Raw genomic sequence first — 21610 nt, forward strand, 5'->3', positions numbered from 1 at the left:
CGCCCACGCTTGAACCACACACCCCATTTCCAGTGTCATCGACACAGCAACCACCGAACACGGTCCCCCGCCGACCGACCGATCCACACACCCCGTTTCCAGTGCCACGGGCCAAACAGGCACGCTCCCCGGAGAAACCAGCCGGTCTCTCACCACCAGCACCCACGACACCGTGATCACGCATCACGCGCATCACCCCCAGCACCAGCAGCCGCTCCAGCACCCACCGGTCCCAGCGCCGCGACATACTCCTCGATGTACTGGAGCGCCGTCGACCACGACCGGATGCGTCGCAACTGCGCATCCAGCACGCGCCACCGCCGCTCCTCATCCACAGCGAACGGTACAGCCGGGAGCCGCGACCACACATCCGCAAACGACCGCGCCGGCCCGGCACCAAGCCGCGCCGCCAGCCGCCCACCCGGCGCACCCGTCACGTGCACCGCAAACGACGGCGTCGTCAGCACCGTCCGATGCGGCACAACCACTGAATCAGCCGGTCCATCACGCTCGCTGACCGCGAGGAACAGCTCATCGAACTCGAACCCCGACCGGTAATTATCCACGAGCGCCGCGACCAGCAACGTGTGGTACTTCAACGACGTGTACGGGTAGTACGGCGACTCGTTGAACAACGACGGCACCGTTGCATCCAGCCACGCCGCGTGCAGCGCCGTCGACTCCTCACCACTGATCACGTCGTACAACGCTCCGCCAATATCACCGACCGGCTCCATCGCCGACGCCTGCTGCCCAGTCAACAACGACACGCGGAACCACGACTCGTGCGCATCCAGCGTCTGCTCCGGTTCTCCACACGGACGACTGAGTAACGCTGCATCCCGATCTGCACCTAGCGGCACCGCCTCATTCACCCGCACTCCGCAGAACGACTCCGCAGCATGCTCATGCCCCCGCATTCGCGCTTTATGCACGTCATGCCGGTACACTGCGACCAACGGATCGACACTCAACCCGTCGACCTCCACTTCAGCAGCCTCCCGCTCCGAGTCCGTCCGTGACACGAACGGCCGGATCGACTCCGTCGGCGGCTGCAACCCTTCCTCAGTCGACTCGTCAGGATCGGTCATGCCGACCCACCTCCGGGCATCGACACATCACCATCACGCGCCGCTACACGCGCCTGCAACGCCTTGACGAACGCCGGTCGGCACTCCGAGGTCCACAATTCGTCCTTCTCCTCCATCGCCTGCGTCACTGCCTGCGCACGATTGAACACCCGCCGCACCTCCCGCTCACTGTACAGCGGATTCATCACCCACGCGTCCGCGATGCCGGCACCGAAATTCCGAGCGCCGCCAACTTGGAACTCGAACTCGTCGCTGTGCGCGTCGAGGAACGACACCGCTTCTAACAGTAGCCCGACGAACTCCGGCTTCAGCTCGCGGAGCGTCAGCTTCCACGTCCCGTCAACGTTCCCGAGCACGTCACGATCCGCCTGGCGGAGCGGCTGCCCACCGTCCTCCTCGTTCCGCGACCGCACCTGATTCGAGATTTGTCGATAGTGCGCCTCCGCCTCTCCATCTAGGACATCCACCTGTCGCCGGATCGGTGAGAATGACACCGGGCGACGCAGCAACTTCCCCGGCTGATCACCGAATCCACCGAACAAGTCGTAGACGACACATCCATCGTCGTGTTCGTCGAGACACTCACCTTTCTTGTGGTACCCCGATTCGAGGTCGCGCTCGTACACGTTCGCGCGCATGTAATCCGCGTTCGGTTCTCCCGGGTGGCACGCAGTCGCGCCAGCGATCTGGACGACTTCCTCGCACCCGTGCCGCAGCCAACCTGACAGGGTGAATGGTGAGATCTGCCCCTCGATCTGATTCATTGGATCGTCAGACTCGTACCGCTCCGCCGACGCGTGGTGCCGGTCCGTGACGATGCCATCACCAGGAGACAGCAGGTCGATTTCGAGCCCAATGTACACGTCCGGCAGCAACATCTCCTCCACTGACCGCGGCAGCTCCACCTCGACATCGAGATGTGAATCAACGAGCCCCGACTCATCCGATGTCATCGCTCACCACCCCAGAACAACCCGCGAACTACATCACCCTCTGGGCGACTCGCACGACGCCTCGCCTCGTCACGGGACAACTTCGCCCGCGTCTCGGACGTTTCTGGCTCCTCAATGTCCGACGCGACGTTCGCAGGTGATCCACCATCTGGGATCTTCCGAACCGACTTCGTCGCCTCCGCACTCACTCCCACCACTTCGGGATCCAACAGCACCGGCCACGACGACTGCGTAGCCCCGTCCGAGCACACTCCGATGCGGCCCTCGACAAGCAATTCCCGCACACCAAGCGTGTACTCCTTGGGAAGCTCATGACCCTCGTCACCGCACACTACGTGACCGATCTGAAACATCACCTCACCAGCCGGCCGAAACACGTACACTGCGACCGCTTCACCCTCCCGAAGAGAAGAGCCGCACACTTGACACGTCGCGGCCCCTTCCCCGAGCGAAATATAATTTAATTGATGTATGTCTTCAATCAGTGGCCTGTCGCTACCTTCTTGGGTTTTCGAAGTTGAGTTCTTCATGGGTTCTCGGACGGTATTCGGAACCCAGCCTGGGTGCTGCAACACCCGGGCACTTCTGTTGATCAGTGCCCAACGGCTGAGTTCGTGTCCATTAGTCAATCGTCCATTGGCATAAACCTTTGGACGCTTGACTAATGGAGGGCTATCCAGCAGTCATATGTGAAATGGCACTCACGTCAGTACTATGGCCGACCGGGACCGGGACGAAGAAAGTGGGAAATTTACTGAGGAATATCCTCCCCAAGAGTTCCTAGATGCGATAGCCGAACTCGGTCCAAGTGGAACGACGGACATCTCCGATTATGTTGGCTGTGACCGTCGAACCGCCTATCTGAAATTGAAATCTCTCGAAGAGGAAGGGGAAGTTAGAAGCAGAAAAGTTGGGAATTCTCTTCTTTGGGAGCTAGCTGAATAGTCATTTGTCCGTCGCCGTATCTGGCACAAACTCTATTCCCGGTAGAGATAAGTGCGCTCTCTCTGCAGGTTATAAGCATCTTCAGAAGCCAACGTAGGACTATCTTAAGCCTCTAACAAATGAGTTCACAACTCCCTTCAAATATCCAGCCAGGAACAGTCGTAGAAAACCGTAACAGACTCTGGAGAGTTGACGCTGTCGACGGAAACGTTGTCACGGCAACCCCCCTGGATGGGAACACAGCTGACCGGCATCGATTCTATACGCCTGTTGAGAACATCAAGGAAGGTAGTTTAGAACCGCCAGACCCGAAGAAGCTCGGCAATCCCGAGTTTCAGCGGTTACTGAATCGGGCATATCGTCTCTCTATGCTCCACGGGACGGCCCCGCTCGTGAGCCTCCAGCGATCACGAGTAATCCCAACCGAGTACCAACTTACCCCAGTTGTGATGGCTCTCGATATGCCCCGGGTCCGGATGCTACTGGCGGACGACGTCGGTCTCGGGAAAACCATCGAGGCGGGTCTTATCACCAGTGAGCTTATGGCTCGCAACAAGGCTGATCGAATCCTCATCATCACGCCTGCGAATCTTCGGGAACAATGGCGTGAGGCGTTCAATTACTTCTTCCACATCGATGCGGACATCATCAGCCGACGCCACCGAAAGGCGATGGAAAAGGAGATCCCGCCAGGAACCAGTCCGTGGGAACACTTCTCGAAGCTCATCGTCAGCATCGACTATGCGAAGCAGAATAGCGTCCGGCACGAGATTCTTGATCAAGATTGGGACCTCGTCATCATTGACGAGGCGCACCAAGCGGCGAAGCCCCACGAATCCGGGGCGAACGAAACGGTCGATATGCAGCGCTGGGACTTTGCGACTGAGATCACCGACCACGCCGAACACTGTCTCCTCCTGACGGCTACGCCTCACAACGGGTACACGGATTCGTTCGCCAGTCTGATCCGGATGCTCGACGTCGACGCTGTCTCCGGGCCTCGACACAATCCCACTATTCATCGAGACGTTGCCCGAAAGCACGTGGTTCAACGCCGGCGAGATGACGTCAAGCAGTGGTTCTCCGATAGCGAGGGGAAGAGTCCCTTCCCGGAGCGTGACCAAGACGAGGTTCGGGTCACACCCACGGAGTACGAGAAGGAGACGTACGACGCCGTTCGGGAGTACGGTGAACTGCTGATGTCCTCCGCACAGCGTTCCAGTTCCAAGAGCCAGACACTGGCACGCTGGTCCGTTATTCACTTCCTCAAGCGAGCGCTGAGCAGTCCCGAAGCCCTCCGACGATCTCTGAAGAACCGCCAGGACAAACTCGAAGGTCGGTTGGAGGATCTTGACGAGGAAGACACCCAGACTGTAATCGAGGAAACAGCCGGAATCTCTGAGTCGATGGCACAGGCAAATGCACTCGACGACGACCCCGGTGAAGAGTACAGCGAGGAGGAGGTCGGGGAACGAGTCGAGCGAGTCGTCACGGGTGACAAAGCCGCCATCGAACAGGAGCTGGACGTTCTCGAAGACGTCGCAGAGAAGGCGGAGCGAGTCACCAAAACCCGTGACGCAAAGCTTCAGCGGCTTCTCGACGAGACACTTCCCAATCGGTTCCAGTACCCCCGTGTCATCATCTTCACGAAGTACGTGGACACGCTGGAGTACCTCGAAGAGCAGATCAAGGACTCGCAGAGCGACGAAACAGAGGTCTTCACGCTTCACGGATCGCTGAACGAAGCCCAGCGGAAGGAACGGTTCAAAGAGTTTGAGGACTCTACACGGGGCGTTCTCATCGCCACCGACGTGATATCGGAGGGCATGAACCTCCAGCACGCGGCGAACCAGATCATCCACTACGAGCTGCCGTGGAACCCCAATCGTCTGGAGCAACGGAACGGCCGAATCGACCGGTATGGTCAGAAGACCGACGAGGTCGTCATCCGAACGATGGTGGTCGAGGACCAGATGGACGTCGCCATCCTCGAAAAGCTCGTCCAGAAAGCGAACAACATCAGGCAGGAGTACGGCTTCTCACCGCCGTACTTCGGTGACGACGAGGGTATCCTCGAACTCCTCAAAGACGAGGGGATCGACGCGGGCGTTCCACAGGCGACACTCGAAGAGTTCGGAGGCGGTTCCGCACCAGCAGAGCGTGAGAGTGCAAGCGTCTTCGACGACGAGACACTCGACCGGATTAAGTCCGAGTCCTTCTACGGACACACCGAAGTCGGACTGCAAGAGGTTCAGAAGCGCCAAGAAGAGACGCACCAGCGGATCGGCGGTCAGGGAACCCTGGAACAGTTCGTGAAGAGCGCTTTGGACTTGTTCAGTTGCTCGTACGAGATGAACGTCCAAGGCCACCTCGACATCAAGATTACTGCTGACCGGCTTCAAGGACCGGATATCGACCGAGAGTACGAGGACGTGACGTTCGATCCGAACGAGGCGTCCCAGTCCTCGGACACGGAGATGCTCGACATCGCCCATCCGCTCGTACAGCGGCTCATCGAAGCCGTCAAAGAAACTGCGTTGACCGACGAGGATCGCTATGGGCGGACAGCCATACGGGGAACCGATGAGGTGAGTGAGCCGACGGCAGTGTATACAGCACTGGTTCGATATGTGGCAGACACCGAGCCTGACCCAACGATTATGGAGGAGTTGGTGCAGGTCGGGTTGCCGATCTACAGGGACGAGCCCCTCAATCAGGACATCGTCGAGGCGCTGGAGGAAAGCGAAGCAAAACCGGTTCAGCTGACACAGATGGAGAAGGAAGACGATCTCGAAGCAGCACTCGGACACGAGGCGTTCGAGCAGACGCTCCAACACCGGGCGGAACAGCGCCGTGACAAGATCGTCGAACAGCGAACGGAGATGCGAACGGAGCTTGAGAAATCCGGAAGCGGAAGCTGGCTGTCCGGCATCGACGACGTCGAGATTGCGAGTAAAGATCTGCTGACTGTCACCGTCTACTACGGAAGCAACTAACGATGAGTATCGATACCCCCTCCACCGAAGACGAAACAGAATCGAGTTCCAGTACGCCACGAACCGGGTCAACGACGTTTATCAACACTAGCGGCGGCCTGCTCACGGACGAACTGGTGAGCAAACTCCGCCAGCGTCACTGTGGGGAGTCGGCCGTCCGACCGGAGACCTTTGCGTTACCGGACACGGAGCCGCCCGAAGAGGCCGACATCGAAGCGGAGATCGGGAATACGTGGGACACGCTTCGAGAGCGGTGGGACGAGCTCACGATGGACGAGACGCTGTTCCATATGGACATCTCGGACGCTCGTACGAAGTGGATCCTCAAGCTGTTCCAGAATCTCGGCTTCGAACCGGTCTTCCAGCGTGAGAATCTCGAAGCAGGCGGCATCGAGGCGAATCTCTCCCACAAGGGTTGGCCCGACGGTGACATCGAAAGCTACGGCGAGATGGAGGGGCGGACGGCTCCGATCATCCATACCGTCGAACCTGAGCAGAAGCTGGACGAGAAACCAGAGGACGCTCCCCGTGGAGCCAAAAGTCCACACGACACGCTCCAGGAGTTCCTGAACGCCAGCGACAAACACGACTGGGCCGTCGTGACCAACGGACTAACGCTCCGGATTCTTCGAGACTTCTACCACACGTACACCCGTGGGTACGTGGAGTTCGATCTGGAGAATATGTTCACGAGCCGGGATTACGGAGACTTCCGGGCGCTCTACCGGCTCTGCCACGCCACACGGTTCATCGAGCCCGTTGTCGCCGATGATGAAGAGGATGACGTCGAAACCCCGCTGGAGCAACTGTATCAGGTCGCTCTATCAACCGGGGTCAAGGTCGGTCAAGACCTCCAGTCCAACGTCGTAAGCGCCATCGAGACGCTAGGAACTGGACTACTCAATCAGGAGATTCGAGAATACCTCGAAGAAGGTGGAGAGGAGGAAGCCAAGGAGTACTATCAGGAGGTTCTCCTGGTGGTGTATCGCCTGCTCTTCCTGATGTATGCAGAGCAACGGGGAATGATGGCTTCTCGTGATAGTCTGTACACTGACGAGTACAGCATTACGAACCTCCGTGAGAAGGCCGAAACACGCACGAACAGGAGTGACCGGAACAGCGACCTGTGGCACGGATTGCAGTCCACGTTCCGTCTCGTCGAGAAGGGCGATGATGAACTGGGTGTCCCCTGTTACAATGGGATGCTCTTCGACTCGGATCGGTTAGAATGGGTGTCAGAAAGCGAGTGCTACAACGACGATCTCTTAGACGCAATCGAGGATCTAACGCTGATCGAACACGAGGGGACTCGCCAGCGCATCTCGTACGCCGACCTCGGCGTTGAGGAGATTGGCTCCGTCTACGAGAGCCTTCTCGAATTCACACCGAAGCTTGCAACCGAGGTTGTTGAGCTAGAAGACCGAACGGTCTCTCACGGTGAGTTCTATCTCGATGATCGAGGAACCGAACGGAAAGAGACCGGGAGCTACTACACGGATCCCGGACTGGTACAGGAACTCGTTCAGAGTTCGCTCAAGCCCGTCGTAGAAGATCGCCTCGAAGATGCTGCCACAGCTGAGAAAAAAGAAGATGCTCTCCTCGATATCTCGGTCTGTGACCCAGCAAGCGGAAGTGGGGCGTTCCTGATAGCTGCAAACAATTTCCTCGCACAGCGACTCGCTCGTATTCGGACTGACAGTGACTATCCACCTGAAGAGCAGATACGTGAGGCACGTCGTGATGTCCTCCAGCATTGTATCTACGCCGTTGACCTCAACCCAATGGCCGTCGAACTGGCGAAGGTCAGCCTGTGGATCAATTCCGCCGTGGAAGACAAACCGCTGAACTTCCTCGACCACCACATCAAATGCGGAAACTCCCTGATTGGAACCAATTCGAAACTTCTGGAAGGAGAATTCCCCGTTGATGCGTACGAAACCGCCGGTGGCCGTGATTGGCACGTCGGGAATGAGATTCGGAAGCGGATTAGAAGCGAAAACAAGGAACGGTCTAAGGGTTCCTCAGAGTCGTCGTTGCAACAATGGGGTGCGGGCAAGGAGGAGTATGTGGATATCGCTGAACAGATTGATGAGATCGAAGAGGAAGATACGGAAGACATAGAGAAAAAGAAGGAGCTGTACGACGAACTCCAGCAGTCAGAGGCGTACCAACAAGAGAAACTCGCGTACGATATCTGGACAGCAGCGTTTTACTGGCCAATGGATGGTTCAGCGAAGGAATATCCATCCCCTTCGACAATCGAAAAAATCCGTCGTAACCCGTATCCGAATGACGAAGAGCTTCGGGATTTGATAGATATAGCTACTGAGCTTGCGGAGGAGCAGCGATTCTTCCACTGGGAACTTGAGTTCCCGGAAGTGTTCGGTGGGTCTTCATCTGGTTTTGATTGTGTCTTAGGCAATCCTCCGTGGGATAAAGTAAAAGTAGAAGAAAAAGAATGGTTTGCCGGAAAGGTTCCTGAAATAGCGGAGTCTGACTCGAAAGGGCACCGTTCACAACTTATTAATGATCTGGAAGAATCGAACTCGGATCTTTATAAGCAATGGGAGTTAGCGTCCAAACGGTCTTCCCAAACGTCCAAATTCATACGGGAATCTGGACGCTATCCGTTATCTGGATCTGGTGAAGTCAATACCTATCCCATATTTACAGAACTCTCAAACTCTGAGTTAGTAAGCGATCTTGGAAGAGTAGGGATGGTCGTCAAGACAGGTATTGCAACAGACTATCGGACGAGAGATCTATTTGCTCATTTCGTAGAAAACAATCAGTTATCGACTTTATATAGCTTTGTTAACAGTGAAGGACTCTTCCCTGACGTTCATCCAAATGAGCGGTTTTGCCTACTCACTCTCACAGGGGACGAAAACCCAGTTTCCGAATTTGAGTTGTCATTCTATAATACAAATATCGAAATGCTAAATGATAGCAATAGAAAGTATACATTAACCCCGGACCAGATAGAAGCGATAAATCCGAATACAAAGGGCTGCCCGACCTTCAAGAACAAACGTATTAGGGATATTTCAGTTTCGATCTATGATAAATTCCCTGTATTAGTTAATGAGGAGTCAGAAAATAATCCGTGGGGATTAACATACCATCGGGTCGTCGATATGACGGGAGATTCAGGCTTATTCGAAAATAACACGCTTGAATCTCTTCGGGAGCGAGGATATGAACTTGATAAGAACGGTATCTTCCAAAGTGACAATCCTGCCGAGGAAAATTACCTTCCGCTATATGAGGCGAAGTATATTCATCAATTCGATCATCGTTTCGGGACTTTTGAAGGAGTCTCTAAAGACTCTCGATTTACTCGAAGAGCCAGTACTAGGACTCCGTCTACTACAGAGAAACAGAGTGTGGATTATGAAATTGTTCCTCGATACTGGATAGAAGAGGGCGACTTTGAGAGTCTGAAATCTGAAATGAATTGGGACCGTGAATGGATATTTACCTTCCGAGATATTGCGAGAGTTACTAGCGATCAGCGGACAGCAATGGGAACAATCGCTCCTTTCTACCCATTCAGTAACAAAGCACCTGTTCTTACTTTCTCTAAGGACAGATCGGGCGAGGAGGTGGTTATTTTCACTACACTATTCACCTCATTTGCATTTGATTTCATTCTGCGACAATCTCTCAGCGGTGCGTCAATAAACCTATATATCCTAAAACAACTCCCAATGCCTGAACCAGAGTTGCTATCAGAATACAGTGTTGAATATGGTGGAGAGGAGCAATCTCTTGATCAGTTCCTATTTGAGCGCGGGCTCAAACTAATATGGACTTCCCACTCATTAGATCCATTAGGAAATGATGTCGAGATCGAGTCAGGGCCTTATGTGTGGGACGAAGAAGAGCGAGCCCAACTCAGAGCTGAAATCGATGCCGCAGTCTCAAAGTTATATGGACTAAACCGAAGTGACTTCGAGTATGTTTTAGAATCATTTGACATATTAGAGAAAAAACAGAGGGAAGAGTATGGTGATTATAAACAGAAGAGAAATTGCCTACGGACATATGATGAAATAGAACTAGTGAGCGACTGACCTCGCTAATAGAAATTATTGTTGAGGGTCAGTTCTTAGGGTTTCTAAAGGCACCCACTCTTCTTTTTCCTCACCAAAAAATTCCCACCATGTCCATCCATTTATTTCATATTCACTATTCGTAACATCTGAATTCGCTTCACGAGCGGCCCCCGATGGGGAGAATTTCTGATTATTATAAATTATATGCCCATCTCGTATTTTGGCTTGAACCGCTTCACCGGCTTGCTCACCCCGTTTATACTGGTGACGAATTACAACTTTCCTTTCGAGTTCCTTTAGCCTTGGATGGCCATTTTCCGATGTGTAGGCCTTCTCCGACATAAGAGAAACTATTAAACATATCTTCTTAAGCAATTCGTCAAGTGGCCTTCCTAGAGCACCCCCCGTCGACAAGAAGCAACATCAATTACCCTTGCCCTCGTAAAGGAAGTTAGTATCGTGACTGATGTTGAGTTAGCGAATATTGTCGGGATTCTTGATTTCCATAGGGAGTTAAACTTAGAGGCAGTTGCTGAGTTATTAGAATCTTCTAGTGTAGTGTCTGAGGTCAACTATTCTCCTGAAGAAAACCACTGGCTTCAAACTAGGTTTAGATTTAATGAGGGGTCGAAATACGTGGCTTTCTATCGATCTGGAACCTGTGCATTAGTTGGTTGTAGTTCATTTGAACAATTGAATCAGCTTGTAGAACTGGTTGAGAACGCAATGGAGCCAGTAATACGAGATACCCCTTCACTGGATATTAAGAATTTGGTGTGTGTTGGTGAGTTAAGCCAGAAGCTTAACCTCACACACTTAGCAATTGCTGCGGGCCTTGAACATGTGGAATACGAACCAGAGCAGTTCCCGGGATTAATCTATAGAGGTAATGAATCCGATCCAGTATTTCTTGTCTTCGCTAGTGGAAAAGTGGTTATTACAGGGGCAACTTCAAGAAAGGAGGCAAATCAATCATTTCAAGATTTCACAGAGAAGTTAGTAGAATTGGGGTTAAGGGACTAACCCAGCACAAGCATTTTGTCGCACTTGGCCATCTGACAATGTAATGGCCACTCGTCTCAATCCTTTCGACGCCCTCGATAACGTCCAATCCTCCTATCGGTCCTACGTCGAGACGTTCCAGAACGTCGACGACGAGACGATTAACGCCTGGATTGAGAACCGCATCGAGACGGGGAAGGTGCTGTGGAAGGAACCGTTCGTCCAACTGAATCAGCGCTTCCAGTACGGCGATACCCTCGAAGAGTTCGTCGCAGACGATAAACTTCACGAGGGTATTCTGGACGTGTTCACCGGTGCTGGCGGCGATCCAATCGAGCCGTACAAGCACCAGACTGAGGCAATCCAGTCCATCCAATCTGGGAACAACACCATCGTCTCCACGGGCACGGGCTCGGGGAAGAGCTTCGCTTTCGGGATTCCCATCGTCAGCCATTGTCTCGAAGCCAAAGAGCGCGGTGAGGACGGGATCAAGGCGGTCATCATCTATCCGATGAACGCTCTGGCGAACTCCCAGTACGAGGACTTCGCAGAGCGACTCGCCGGGACTGGCCTCCGGCTGGGGCTCTACACGGGTGACACGCCACACAACCCTGACGAAGCACCTGAGTTCCTCCGGCAGTTCGGCCGTGAGGAGGCGTTCGACTCCGAAGTCGTCTCTCGGGAAGAGATGCAGAACGACCCGCCGGACATCCTGATGACGAACTACGTCATGCTCGACCTCATCCTTACCAGGCATGACGACAAGAAGCTCTTCCCAGAGATGCACGAGGGAGTCCTGCAGTATCTGGTCCTCGACGAGATCCACACCTACACCGGCCATCAGGGAGCCGACGTCGCCGCACTCGTCCGCCGGTTGAAGCAGAATACCGACGCCGGAGAGGAGCTCGTCTGTGTCGGTACCTCTGCGACGGTCCAGAGCGACGAGGGAATCGACGCCAACGACGAGATCGCCGACTTCACCGGGAAGATCTTCGGCGAGGAGGTTGACGCCGACAACGTCGTTCGGGAGTCTCACTATCCGCTCCCCCTCTCTGACGACGAGCCGCTCCCCGACGACATCGAAGTCACCGAGGACGACATCGCAACCTTCGATGGGAGTCTCGAAGCCGCACAGGGCCTCACCGAGAAGCTCCTCGACCGGGATCTGATGCCGGCGGAAACGACCGATGCTTCAGCACTCGGAAACACGCTGGAGGATCACCCCACGATCAAGTTCCTCGACGAAGAGCTCAGCTCCCAGAGCCAGCAGATCTTCGCCGGCGAGGACGACGAAAGCGAAGACGGGAAGGATCTCGTCAGTAGCTATCAGGAACAGTACCGACCCGATACATCTCGGTACGACATCGAGCAAGAACTTCAGGCCGCTCTGCTCGTCGGAACGGTTGGAACGACCGAGATACAGGGCGAGGAACAGCCGATCTTCATCCCGAAGCTCCACACCTTCTTCAGCCAGGGGAGTGGCCTCGTCTCCTGTCTTACTGAGGAGTCTTTCCAGGACGACGAGCCGCATCTGAGTGACGCCGGCGACATTGAGTGCCGTACGTGCGCACAAGAACACGACCGCACCCGGACTGCCTACCCGCTCTCGTTCTGTCGGGGATGCGGTCAGGAGTACTACACCACGGTCGTCGATCAAGAGAACACCGTCACACAGGGTGCGCTGAGTACCTTCGTGGACACGGAGGAGGACGAAGAGGAGGCGTACCTGATGCGGGGCGATTGGGACCGAGAAACCGCTCCACTCCCCGATGAGTGGCTGAACGACAACGGGCAGCTTCGAGACACCTACGTCGAGGCTGAACCCCGACCAGCTACCTATTGCCCGGAGTGCGATCAGCTTACCCCCGGACGAGTGGAACAGGGACAGCTCGAATGTGGATGCTTCGCTGCACAGGGCGTCGAGGTAATGCGAGTGAACCAGCCGTTCCTGTTCTGTCCGAACTGTGGCGTCCACTACACTCGCCGAGTCAAGAACGAGTTCAACAAGCTGTTCACGTTCGGGACGGTCGGTCGCTCGACGGCGACGGACGTTCTCATCGGGAACACGATGCGGAACCTCCCCGACGACCAGCAGAAGACCATTGCCTTCTCTGACAATCGACAGGACACTGCGTTACAGGCGGCTCACCTCAATAATCTCTACCAGCGGGTTCGATTCCGACGCTCACTGTACCATACCCTCGCACAGGAGGAAGACGATGTCAGCCTCACCACGCTCGGGAACGACGTCTTCGATCTCCTCGATGACGAGGAAGCCCTTCCGCCAGCCATAGACACGGGGATGTTCGGGCCGTCGGCGGAGGACCGCCAGAACTACAGCGACTACCTGCTGTTCAACGTCATTCTCGAACTCGGCCGTGAACAGCAACGCACCCAGCAGAGCCTCGAAGATGTCGGGCTGATCGATGTCGAGTATGAGAACCTCGATAAGCTTGCGGACGTCGACGATGTCTGGGAATCGATCCCCGTGCTTTCGACTGCAGATCCGACGGTGCGGGAAGAGTACGTCCACGGATTCTTGGACATCTTCCGCCGGAGTATTGCGATAGACCACGAGAGCACCACGAACTTCGCCGACTTCAAGCGGAACGTAATCAACCAACTCGACGAAGAGGTCCATTTCCACGGGCAGGAGTTCTTCAACTTCCCAGTCGGATACAGCGATACAGCAAGTACTAGTGGGAGACACCGTGTCCGTCGCCTCACTCACCCTCGCTCTCGACACGTTCGTTGGACAGCCCGTGCGTTAGACGTCGACACCGATACTGCGAAAGCGATCATCAATAGCGTTATCGACCTCATCAGCGATGACGAGGTACTCAAGCTGTTGACGCAGGAGTCGCTGAAGTACACCGGGAAGGTGTATATGCTGAACCACAGTGCGATTCGAGTTACTCACGCTGACCCCGATGACGTGCGGGTCTGCCCGAAGTGTGGAACACCGACGACTCGGGATGAACTCGACGTCTGTCTGAACTACAGTTGCGGCTCGATCACGCCCGAGGAGACGGATCTCGAATCGTCCTACTTCTACGATCTCTATACCGAATCGTTCGACGCCGCCGTCGACATCATCGCCGGCGAACACAGCGGTCAGGTTGAGAACGAGAAGCGGAAGCAACTGGAGTCGGACTTCCGAGAGGGCGAGAAGGTGAACACCATCGTCTCGACGCCGACGATGGAGCTTGGGATCGACATCGGTGACCTCTCAAACGTTTATATGCGAAACGTCCCGCCGAACCCAAGTAATTACGCTCAGCGCTCCGGTCGGGCCGGACGACAAAACCAACCCTCACTCGTCACGACGTTCTGTGGCCGTGGGTTCGGACGTGGATCCCACGACCAGTACTTCTACCGAAACCCAGAACGGATTATCGCCGGGGAAATCAGTCCGCCAACGTTCCTGCTCAACAATCAGGATCTGGTTGAGGCGCACATCAACGCCCTCGTTCTCGAACAGATCGAACTAAAGTTCCAGAGCAAGCCCCGCCAGATGCTGGTCATCGAGGAGGGAAGCAACTACGAGATTATGCCCGATTACCGGGCAGATCTGGAGAATGCCGTCAAGAACAACCGACAGAAAATCATTCAAGCGGTGAAGCAAGCGTTCACCCGTGAGCGTGAACAGGATACCGTCGGGGAGTGGTTCACCGATGCCTTCATCGAGCGCCAGGTGGACAACTTCGTCGAGAATCTCGATGAGGCATTCGAGCCATGGCGGCGTGAATACACCCGACTGAGCCGTGAACTACGGCGCTTGAACCAACTCCTCGCCACAGAAGGAGGATCGTATCAGGACCGGATCGAGCGCAACGCCATCGAGGACCGTCTTGAGGATATGCGCTCGGGGAAGAAACGCTTCTACACGTATCAGTACCTCCGCTCACAGGGATTCTTGCCGAACTACGGATTCCCCAGACAGAGTACGACGCTCACGTTCACTTCCCGAGAGGACGACATTCAGCGAGATCAGACACGGGCTATCAGCGAATTCGCACCCGGAAACCACGTTTACTACGCTGGAGAGCGGTTTGCTGTTCGGTATGCCCGTCCTCGGACGAAAGATTCGGAGCCAGTCACCCGACATCTCCGTGTCTGTCCGGAGTGCGAGACCATCCTGATGGGAGAGGATGCTCAGGAGGCCGCAGCGTGTCCCTCCTGTGAGACGGCCTTCGATGGGACCCATCCGAATCCGAATGCGATGGAGCTCCCGAACCAACACGCTCGACCGGAAGAGTACATCACCAGCGACGAGGAGGAACGCCGTCGACAGGGCTACGACATCAACAGCTACTACGAACGGTCCGATCCCCAAGCATACGACTTAGAAGGAAACGGGATCGAGGCCCGAGTGACATACGAAGGGAGTGCGAATATTGTCTTGGTCAATAGCGGGCTTCGAGATGCTGACGAAGACGACCTCAACGGATTCGCCCTCTGTATGGAGTGTAACCGCTGGCTGACTAGCGAGGACCAAATCGAGAGTCACGTCGACGAAGACGATCCGGACTGCTACGCTAATGCGTCAGAGGAGGCGATCAAGCGTGAGATCGAGTTGTTCTCTGAGGGGCAACACGACACGGTGACACTGACTACGCCACTCCCCAGCGACCTGGAGCCAGAACAGACTGAGGAATTCTATCGAACCCTCAAGGAAACCGTCTATCAGGGCATTCTGGTTGCGTTCGATCTGGACGAGGAAGAGATCGACACGTTCGTCAAACCAGCAACAGGGGAACACGGACAGGTTACCATCGTAATCTACGAAACCAGTGAGGGTGGCGCAGGTGTACTCCACTCGTTGATGGACGAGGCACGCTTCAGAAAGGCAGTTCGAGAGGCACAGACCGTCCTTCACGGAGATCCCGATGACGATGGTTGTGAGCGAGCGTGCTATGAATGCCTCCTGTCTTTCTACAATCAGCCAGAACACGAGTTCCTTGACAGAACACTCGTTGAGTCGTGGTTAGAGAATATGGAATCTGGGACGCTGACGGAACTGCCCGGAGGAAGTGGTGGTGAGGACAAGGGGAACTTCGATAAGCTACTGGAGGCTTGTGAATCCAGCTTTGAGCGTGAAGTGCTTCATACCATCCGGGATCAAGGGTTCGAGCTTCCCGACGATGCCCAGAAAGTCATCTATGACGGCGATGAGCCAGTCGCAAAGCCGGATTTCTTCTACGAGCGGTCAGGAAGATCTATCGCTGTATTCGTAGATGGGCCTGCCCACGAGAAGGATTACGTCAAAGAAGACGACGAGCAAAAGCGGACCCGACTCAAACAGATGGGATATCGTGTAGTCCCTATTACTGATATTGAACAAGTAGCGGACGTATTGAGAACAATTTGACCAGCTAGGTCTGCTGAACGTGTTTCATCAAACTCCCTCAATATGGACGTGAATGCTACGGAATACCGAGTGCTGATAACCATCGCTGTCGTCTGATCCGATAATGCAGCGCTTCTCTGAGGGAGATCGCGTCCGGATCGATATTCCTGATGAGACGGATCCCGATCATCAGGAGTATCACGGCGAGCACGGGCGAGTCGTTGCAGTGTTGAGTGATGATGCGGATTCAGTTACTACTGACGAGCGGGATGCGCAGCTCTACCGGGTCGCATTTGATTCAGGTGAGACGGGTGATTTCCGGTGGCGTGACTTGCGACCGCCCATCGACGACTCCTCACAAGTATAGTCCTCGGCAGCCCTCGACCAGTTTCAGGACAGATCTGGCGGGGAAAGGATCATCATCCCGCTCTGTTACTGTTTCGTCATGCCTCCGGATCGGCTCCGTAGTATCGTCCCGATGTTTGGTGGTGGAACGCGGTATGTCGACACGCTGGATGCGATACTTGAGTTCGTTGAAGCGCATCAGCCGACGACGGACGAACTCGTCGGATGGCACCGTGGTTCGTTCCAGAACGTTTCCAGTCAGGACTCGATCCTGCGGCGGGTGCGGTATTTACAGCAGGTCGGGTTTCTCCGTCAGGCGAACGATCACTGGGAGCTTGGTGATGCTGGTCGGGAGTACGTTGAGCAGGATGACGTGGCGACGCTGCTGCGAATTATGTGTGATCGGAACGTCGGGCTGAGGAGTCTCATGTATGCGTTGGCTGCTGGTCCGATGACGCTCGCAGAGGTGAGTGAACAGCAGCTCGATACGCATCCAGAGTTAGGGTGGAGCCGTGGAGAGACCGACATGGCGAAGCAGCGGGTGAATTGGCTGCGGAGTATGGGGCTCGTTGAGAAGCGCGGCGACGAGTACGCGTTGACGGAGGACGGCCTACAGTTCGTTGAGAGCGCGGTGGAGGAATGGGCTGACTCCGAGTGGACACCGTCGGTGGGCGATGCTGGAATGGGTGCTGGGACGTACGAAACGACTGTTCACGCACGGTCCGTCGATCCGGAGTTCCGCGCGACAGTACTGTCCCGTCACGACCGGACGTGTCCGATTTCCGGGATAGACCATCCCGGCCTATTGGACGTGGCGCATGTCCTGTCGTGGAGTGATTACCCGGAATACAGGGCTGATCTCTCGAACGTGCTGGCACTCAGTAAGACGCATCACGCGGCGTTCGACCGGGAGTTGTTCACGATTGACCAAGATTACCGACTACGCGTGAATCCTGAGTTCGAGACTGAGAGTGACGTGTTACAGCGGACGATTATTGACTGCGAAGGGGAGCGAATCTCGCTTCAGGAAGAGAGCCTGAACCCGCAGTACGTCTCGCAGCACAATGCGGCGCTTGAGTGGGTGTGAGTGGGACGAACAAGTGGAACAGCAGGGCTGTTGTTCGCTCCGTTTGCGGGCCAAGTGTTTATAAGCGAGCTGGTGATAGTACGGGTTACGCGACGCCCGAGACCACCCCTGCATCTGTACATCGGACGATGCGTAGATCTCTCTGGCAGACCCCCTCGATACCTCAAACCCTGGTATCATAGAACGTTGCCGGCGCGGTGCCAGCGCGCCATCGGACGTCGCATGCTCGCTGTGCGGACAGCGGCTAGCATGTGATACCAATGACGCGAGAACACCCAGCTGAAGATGACGAATGTACAGTGCAGGACAAGGACAGTCAGCAGTTCCAAACAGTAGAGGAGAAAGCGAGAGAAGCGCTAACGCACGATGATCCGATGGAGAGTTGTGCTGTTACCGTTCGCGCGCATAACCGGTACTGTGACAACAATGGCGTGACGCACCATCTCATTAGGACTACGGAAGAGTGGATGGCGATTCGAACGTGGGTAGAGGCTGGCGGCGACACCGGGATCACGGTCGACAGTCACGGTGAAACGCTGACGTTGGACGTGTTGGAGCTTGACCAAGACAAGGTCGCAGACCGGATCTGTACCGAAGCGCTTGACGCGATTGATAGTCACGACGCGGTCGGGCAACCCGTGGAGCCGTTCACCGAACTGGTTCGGCACGCCGAAGGTGTCGCAGAACTCCTCGTGACGGAGTGGGAAACCGGCGCAGACCATGTCGTCAGAGAACGACTATACGAAGGGGTGGCCGGGTGGATTGACCGCACTGCGTGGACCGCTCATGAAGAGGAGGCCATGTACATTGAGGCAGAACGGGCAACAACGCAGTTCATCAAGAACCATGTCGGGTGCGAGGTGAGTGATGACGTGGAAGCGACCATCCAAGACATCTCGAAAGAGGCGTTATACGACGCGGTCGCCAGACACCGCGAACGTGAGACCCCGCACTTGGACTACGCAGCGGAGGTGACGCTCACAGACTGACCTTTGTTTAGTGACCGGGGGTTTGGTGACAGCGAAAGCAAGAACGGAAGGTTCGGTGAGTGTCTACCCCTTTGATTTTTCTCCTGGCCAAGTAGTGATTCTGTTACACACGAATGACGGGAATTGCCATTATTACAGCTGGACGGGAGGACGCCTATCAGGATTATCTGCAGTCTGTGAAGGAAGGGCATGACCCGGCAGAGTTTGAGGAGTATCTTTCTGATGGCGAAGTTGACGCGGTTACTGATTCGGAGACGGGGAAAGTGCATCTGTGGGGGACATCAGTTGACTCGAAGTGGCAGTTCGTGGAGGGTGGGGACATCGCGTTAATCTACCGGGATGGGAGGTACATCGCGCAGGCAACGGTTGTGCGGACACGTGAAGATCTTGACCTGGCTGAGCACCTCTGGCGTACTGAGGGGAACCCGTGGGATCCTGAAAGTCCGTGGCGGTATTTGGTGTTCTTGACTGGGGTGGAGGAGATTGATGTGGACGTTGAGTCGTTCAACGAACTCGCGGGGTACCAAGACAATTATATCCCGCAGGGATTCAGTCGTGTGTCTGATTCGCGTATCCGCGACATAGAGAATGCGTACGAGTCCGTTGAAACCGCGGTTAATGAGTTGACAGGGAGCGGTGTCCGGGTTCATGAGTTCGATGAGGAGCCGTCGCAAGAGGAATCTGAAGAGGTACAAGAACTAGATCTGGGAGAGCGTATTGTTGCGGCGAGTCGGGATGGTGACCAATATGAGGAGTTGGAAGAACTGGTCGCCAAGGCGTTCTCTCGGTTAGGGTTTGAAGCGCGATGGATTGAAGGCGGAGATGATACGGACGTTGAAATCACGGCTCCAATTCACGCAGTCATCGAGGTAAAGGCGCGAAGCAGTGGGACATTGGCCTCGCCGGATGCGACCCGAATCCAGGGGCATAAAGAGCGGCACTCGGCCGACCAGGCGATTGTTGTTGCGCCTGGCTTCACTCCGGCCGCAATTGAAGATGCGGACCGACAAGGGATTGTCCTCCTTGCGACCGATCACCTCCAGGCGCTCTTAGAACGGCGTGATACCTATGGGATTCCGCCGGAAGCACTCTCGGCATATCTCACCGAACCGGGGGCGTTCCAAGATGACCGGCTTGACCAGATCGATGATGAACTCCGGACTCGCCTTGGCGGTACTGAGGACTTATTGGCCGTGATGGAAGCGCTTCAACGAGCAGATCCAGAAGAAGGAACCGCCAACCGACTCCGCTTGATTTTGAAGGGCATGTACAATGAAGAACGAGTTCCGGAGCAGCACGTCATTGAACAGTCACTCAACCTATTAGCTCACCCGAGTATCCAACTGGCAGAGTACAAAGAGGGGCAGTACCAGCCGACAACAACCAAGGAGAATGCAGAAGTCCTGCTCCGACGGTTCGGGAATCTCATCACCGAGGTGAGTAAGTCAGGCGAAGAGTGAGCCAGTCAGATCCCGACTGCTTGATGTAGCGCCCACTCGTTCGATAGAACCTCGTCCTTGTCGTCGGTCCCACCTTCCGTGAGCAGTCCAATATGCCGGAGGTGGTATTTGAACTGAAAGTGAATGCCGGATTTGTACACGGTCGGATCGGTAAGCACGGATTCGTTGATGTCGCCGTCGGCCATGAGCACGTCCTCGCGCCTGGATTGGGTGATGAATACTTCTACGGCGAGTGGTTGGTTGATGCGGCAGGCTTCTCGGACGACGGCGTCGATAGTAGCGGGTTTGATGCCGCGATGGTGGAGGCGTTCGAGAGCTTCGATGATGAGCTGCGTTGGCTCGTACTGGATGGCGACTGAGCGGGCGAGTTGCGCCCAGCGAGGTGCGAGGTCGGTGAACGGTGTGGATCGGCCTTTCCAAGAGGCGAATTCGTCAAGTGCAGCATCGACGGTTCCGTGTTGAGTGCGGGCGAAGCGGACGACTTCTGCACCGAGATGCGTGAGGGTCTCTCCACCGGGCTGATTATCGACGAGACCGAGAAGGATAGCCCCGCGGCGGCCACCTGATACGCTGTTGATCACGTGCTCGGAGTAAACGTCAGGCGTGTCGTCATCTGCAGCGAGGGAGAGGGCGTAGCCGAGGTAGTTCTTCGGATGGTTGACTGGAAAACTGCCTTCGGTGAGTTGGTGCGTCGTGGCTTGAAACCGGATTGCGTCGATAGTGGTGGAGAAGTCGCCGACGCCCGTGACGCGAGCGGGTTCGATGAGCGTTGCGTCGTACGGGCTTTCGACGCCGATGACACCGATGTTAAGGTCGCGGGCCAGTGCCCGTGCCTGGTCGGTGATGCTTTGGATAGGGGCAGCGACGTACCCGATGTTGACTTCGGACAAGTGGCCGTGCGCCTGGTTAATTCCAGTTCGGACATCAGCAGCACTCGGATCGCTGTTGTGGCCTTTCGCTTCGATTACCGTGACTGGGGTTGTTGCGGCGTCGGCGTTCAGGACTTCGAGAGCGGGCATTCCGACACCGAGGAGATCAGGTTCTCCGTCCGTGAGGCGAATCGTGTTGTACGGCGCGAGGCGACGATGTAATTCGTCAGGAATCTCCCACCCGCCCCACGAGGGTTTCGTGAACTGCGTTTCCGTGACAGCGTAATGGTCCGGGCTCGTATCGAGATCAGGGTAGAGAGTGTCCTTCGCGGCAGCGAGAACCGTGGGCTCGGTGAGAGTAGCTGCCATTGCTACAGTCTTTCCCAACCTGTCGTCATTAAATTGGGCTGTCTGAGAATCATTCTAACCGTTCAAACGGGGACTCTTGTACAGAAAGCAGGGTCA

General features: G+C 55.5%; 13 protein-coding genes. 9 read left to right on the forward strand and 4 right to left on the reverse strand.

The window, feature by feature from the left end; translation table 11 throughout:
* Positions 1-176: 176 nt before the first annotated feature.
* Both EPY72_RS17270 and EPY72_RS17275 read right to left on the reverse strand, forming a co-directional pair.
* Positions 177-959, reverse strand: coding sequence for a DUF8168 family protein (locus EPY72_RS17270; protein ID WP_135807263.1), 783 nt, complete (start codon positions 957-959; stop codon positions 177-179).
* A 128-nt stretch (positions 960-1087) separates the two neighbouring features.
* The gene (locus EPY72_RS17275; protein ID WP_135807233.1) at positions 1088-2044 is read right to left on the reverse strand and encodes a hypothetical protein; all 957 of its coding nucleotides are present in this window, start codon (positions 2042-2044) and stop codon (positions 1088-1090) included.
* A 714-nt stretch (positions 2045-2758) separates the two neighbouring features.
* Between EPY72_RS17275 and EPY72_RS17285 the strand changes: the two genes are divergently transcribed.
* From EPY72_RS17285 to EPY72_RS17295, 3 genes are all read left to right on the forward strand, one after another.
* Positions 2759-2989 carry a helix-turn-helix domain-containing protein gene (locus EPY72_RS17285; RefSeq protein ID WP_135807235.1) on the forward strand — a complete coding sequence of 77 codons (231 nt, stop codon included), beginning with the start codon at positions 2759-2761 and terminating at the stop codon, positions 2987-2989.
* A gap of 119 nt (positions 2990-3108) precedes the next feature.
* On the forward strand, positions 3109-5985 hold the full coding sequence (locus EPY72_RS17290) for a helicase-related protein (protein WP_135807236.1): 2877 nt from the start codon (positions 3109-3111) through the stop codon (positions 5983-5985).
* 2 nt (positions 5986-5987) lie between these two features.
* Positions 5988-10061: an Eco57I restriction-modification methylase domain-containing protein gene (locus EPY72_RS17295; protein ID WP_135807237.1), complete on the forward strand. Its 4074-nt coding sequence runs from the start codon at positions 5988-5990 to the stop codon at positions 10059-10061.
* Between the two features lie 15 nt (positions 10062-10076).
* On the opposite strand, the gene EPY72_RS17300 is transcribed toward EPY72_RS17295, so the two are convergent.
* Positions 10077-10385 (reverse strand): hypothetical protein, encoded by a 309-nt coding sequence (locus EPY72_RS17300; protein WP_135807238.1) that lies wholly within the window; start codon positions 10383-10385, stop codon positions 10077-10079.
* Positions 10386-10502: 117 nt separating this feature from the next.
* Here EPY72_RS17300 and EPY72_RS17305 point away from each other — a divergent pair, with 117 nt between their 5' ends.
* From EPY72_RS17305 to EPY72_RS17330, 6 genes are all read left to right on the forward strand, one after another.
* Positions 10503-11066, forward strand: coding sequence for a TATA-box-binding protein (locus EPY72_RS17305; RefSeq protein WP_135807239.1), 564 nt, complete (start codon positions 10503-10505; stop codon positions 11064-11066).
* A gap of 43 nt (positions 11067-11109) precedes the next feature.
* A complete protein-coding gene (locus EPY72_RS17310) occupies positions 11110-16416 on the forward strand; it encodes a DEAD/DEAH box helicase (protein WP_135807240.1) in 5307 nt (1768 codons plus the stop codon).
* A gap of 103 nt (positions 16417-16519) precedes the next feature.
* A complete protein-coding gene (locus EPY72_RS17315) occupies positions 16520-16762 on the forward strand; it encodes a DUF8139 family protein (protein ID WP_135807241.1) in 243 nt (80 codons plus the stop codon).
* Positions 16763-16840: 78 nt separating this feature from the next.
* Positions 16841-17827 carry an HNH endonuclease gene (locus EPY72_RS17320; RefSeq protein WP_210423564.1) on the forward strand — a complete coding sequence of 329 codons (987 nt, stop codon included), beginning with the start codon at positions 16841-16843 and terminating at the stop codon, positions 17825-17827.
* 299 nt (positions 17828-18126) lie between these two features.
* A complete protein-coding gene (locus EPY72_RS17325) occupies positions 18127-18816 on the forward strand; it encodes a hypothetical protein (RefSeq protein WP_135807242.1) in 690 nt (229 codons plus the stop codon).
* A gap of 113 nt (positions 18817-18929) precedes the next feature.
* Entirely contained in the window at positions 18930-20276 is a 1347-nt protein-coding gene (locus EPY72_RS17330; protein ID WP_135807243.1) for a restriction endonuclease, read from the forward strand.
* A 5-nt stretch (positions 20277-20281) separates the two neighbouring features.
* On the opposite strand, the gene EPY72_RS17335 is transcribed toward EPY72_RS17330, so the two are convergent.
* The gene (locus EPY72_RS17335) at positions 20282-21514 is read right to left on the reverse strand and encodes a hypothetical protein (protein WP_135807244.1); all 1233 of its coding nucleotides are present in this window, start codon (positions 21512-21514) and stop codon (positions 20282-20284) included.
* Between the last annotated feature and the right edge of the window lie 96 nt (positions 21515-21610).

It is taken from the genome of Halorussus marinus, assembly GCF_004765795.1.
GTDB classification, from domain to species: Archaea; Halobacteriota; Halobacteria; order Halobacteriales; family Haladaptataceae; genus Halorussus; species Halorussus marinus.

What these genes read in the sequence shown, in the direction of transcription:
- EPY72_RS17275 (WP_135807233.1), bottom strand. Translation starts at nt 2,044, where the DNA reads ATGACATCGGATGAGTCGGGGCTCGTTGATTCACATCTCGATGTCGAG.
- EPY72_RS17285 (WP_135807235.1), top strand. Translation starts at nt 2,759, where the DNA reads ATGGCCGACCGGGACCGGGACGAAGAAAGTGGGAAATTTACTGAGGAA.
- EPY72_RS17290 (WP_135807236.1), top strand. Translation starts at nt 3,109, where the DNA reads ATGAGTTCACAACTCCCTTCAAATATCCAGCCAGGAACAGTCGTAGAA.
- EPY72_RS17295 (WP_135807237.1), top strand. Translation starts at nt 5,988, where the DNA reads ATGAGTATCGATACCCCCTCCACCGAAGACGAAACAGAATCGAGTTCC.
- EPY72_RS17300 (WP_135807238.1), bottom strand. Translation starts at nt 10,385, where the DNA reads ATGTCGGAGAAGGCCTACACATCGGAAAATGGCCATCCAAGGCTAAAG.
- EPY72_RS17310 (WP_135807240.1), top strand. Translation starts at nt 11,110, where the DNA reads ATGGCCACTCGTCTCAATCCTTTCGACGCCCTCGATAACGTCCAATCC.
- EPY72_RS17315 (WP_135807241.1), top strand. Translation starts at nt 16,520, where the DNA reads ATGCAGCGCTTCTCTGAGGGAGATCGCGTCCGGATCGATATTCCTGAT.
- EPY72_RS17320 (WP_210423564.1), top strand. Translation starts at nt 16,841, where the DNA reads ATGCCTCCGGATCGGCTCCGTAGTATCGTCCCGATGTTTGGTGGTGGA.
- EPY72_RS17330 (WP_135807243.1), top strand. Translation starts at nt 18,930, where the DNA reads ATGACGGGAATTGCCATTATTACAGCTGGACGGGAGGACGCCTATCAG.
- EPY72_RS17335 (WP_135807244.1), bottom strand. Translation starts at nt 21,514, where the DNA reads ATGGCAGCTACTCTCACCGAGCCCACGGTTCTCGCTGCCGCGAAGGAC.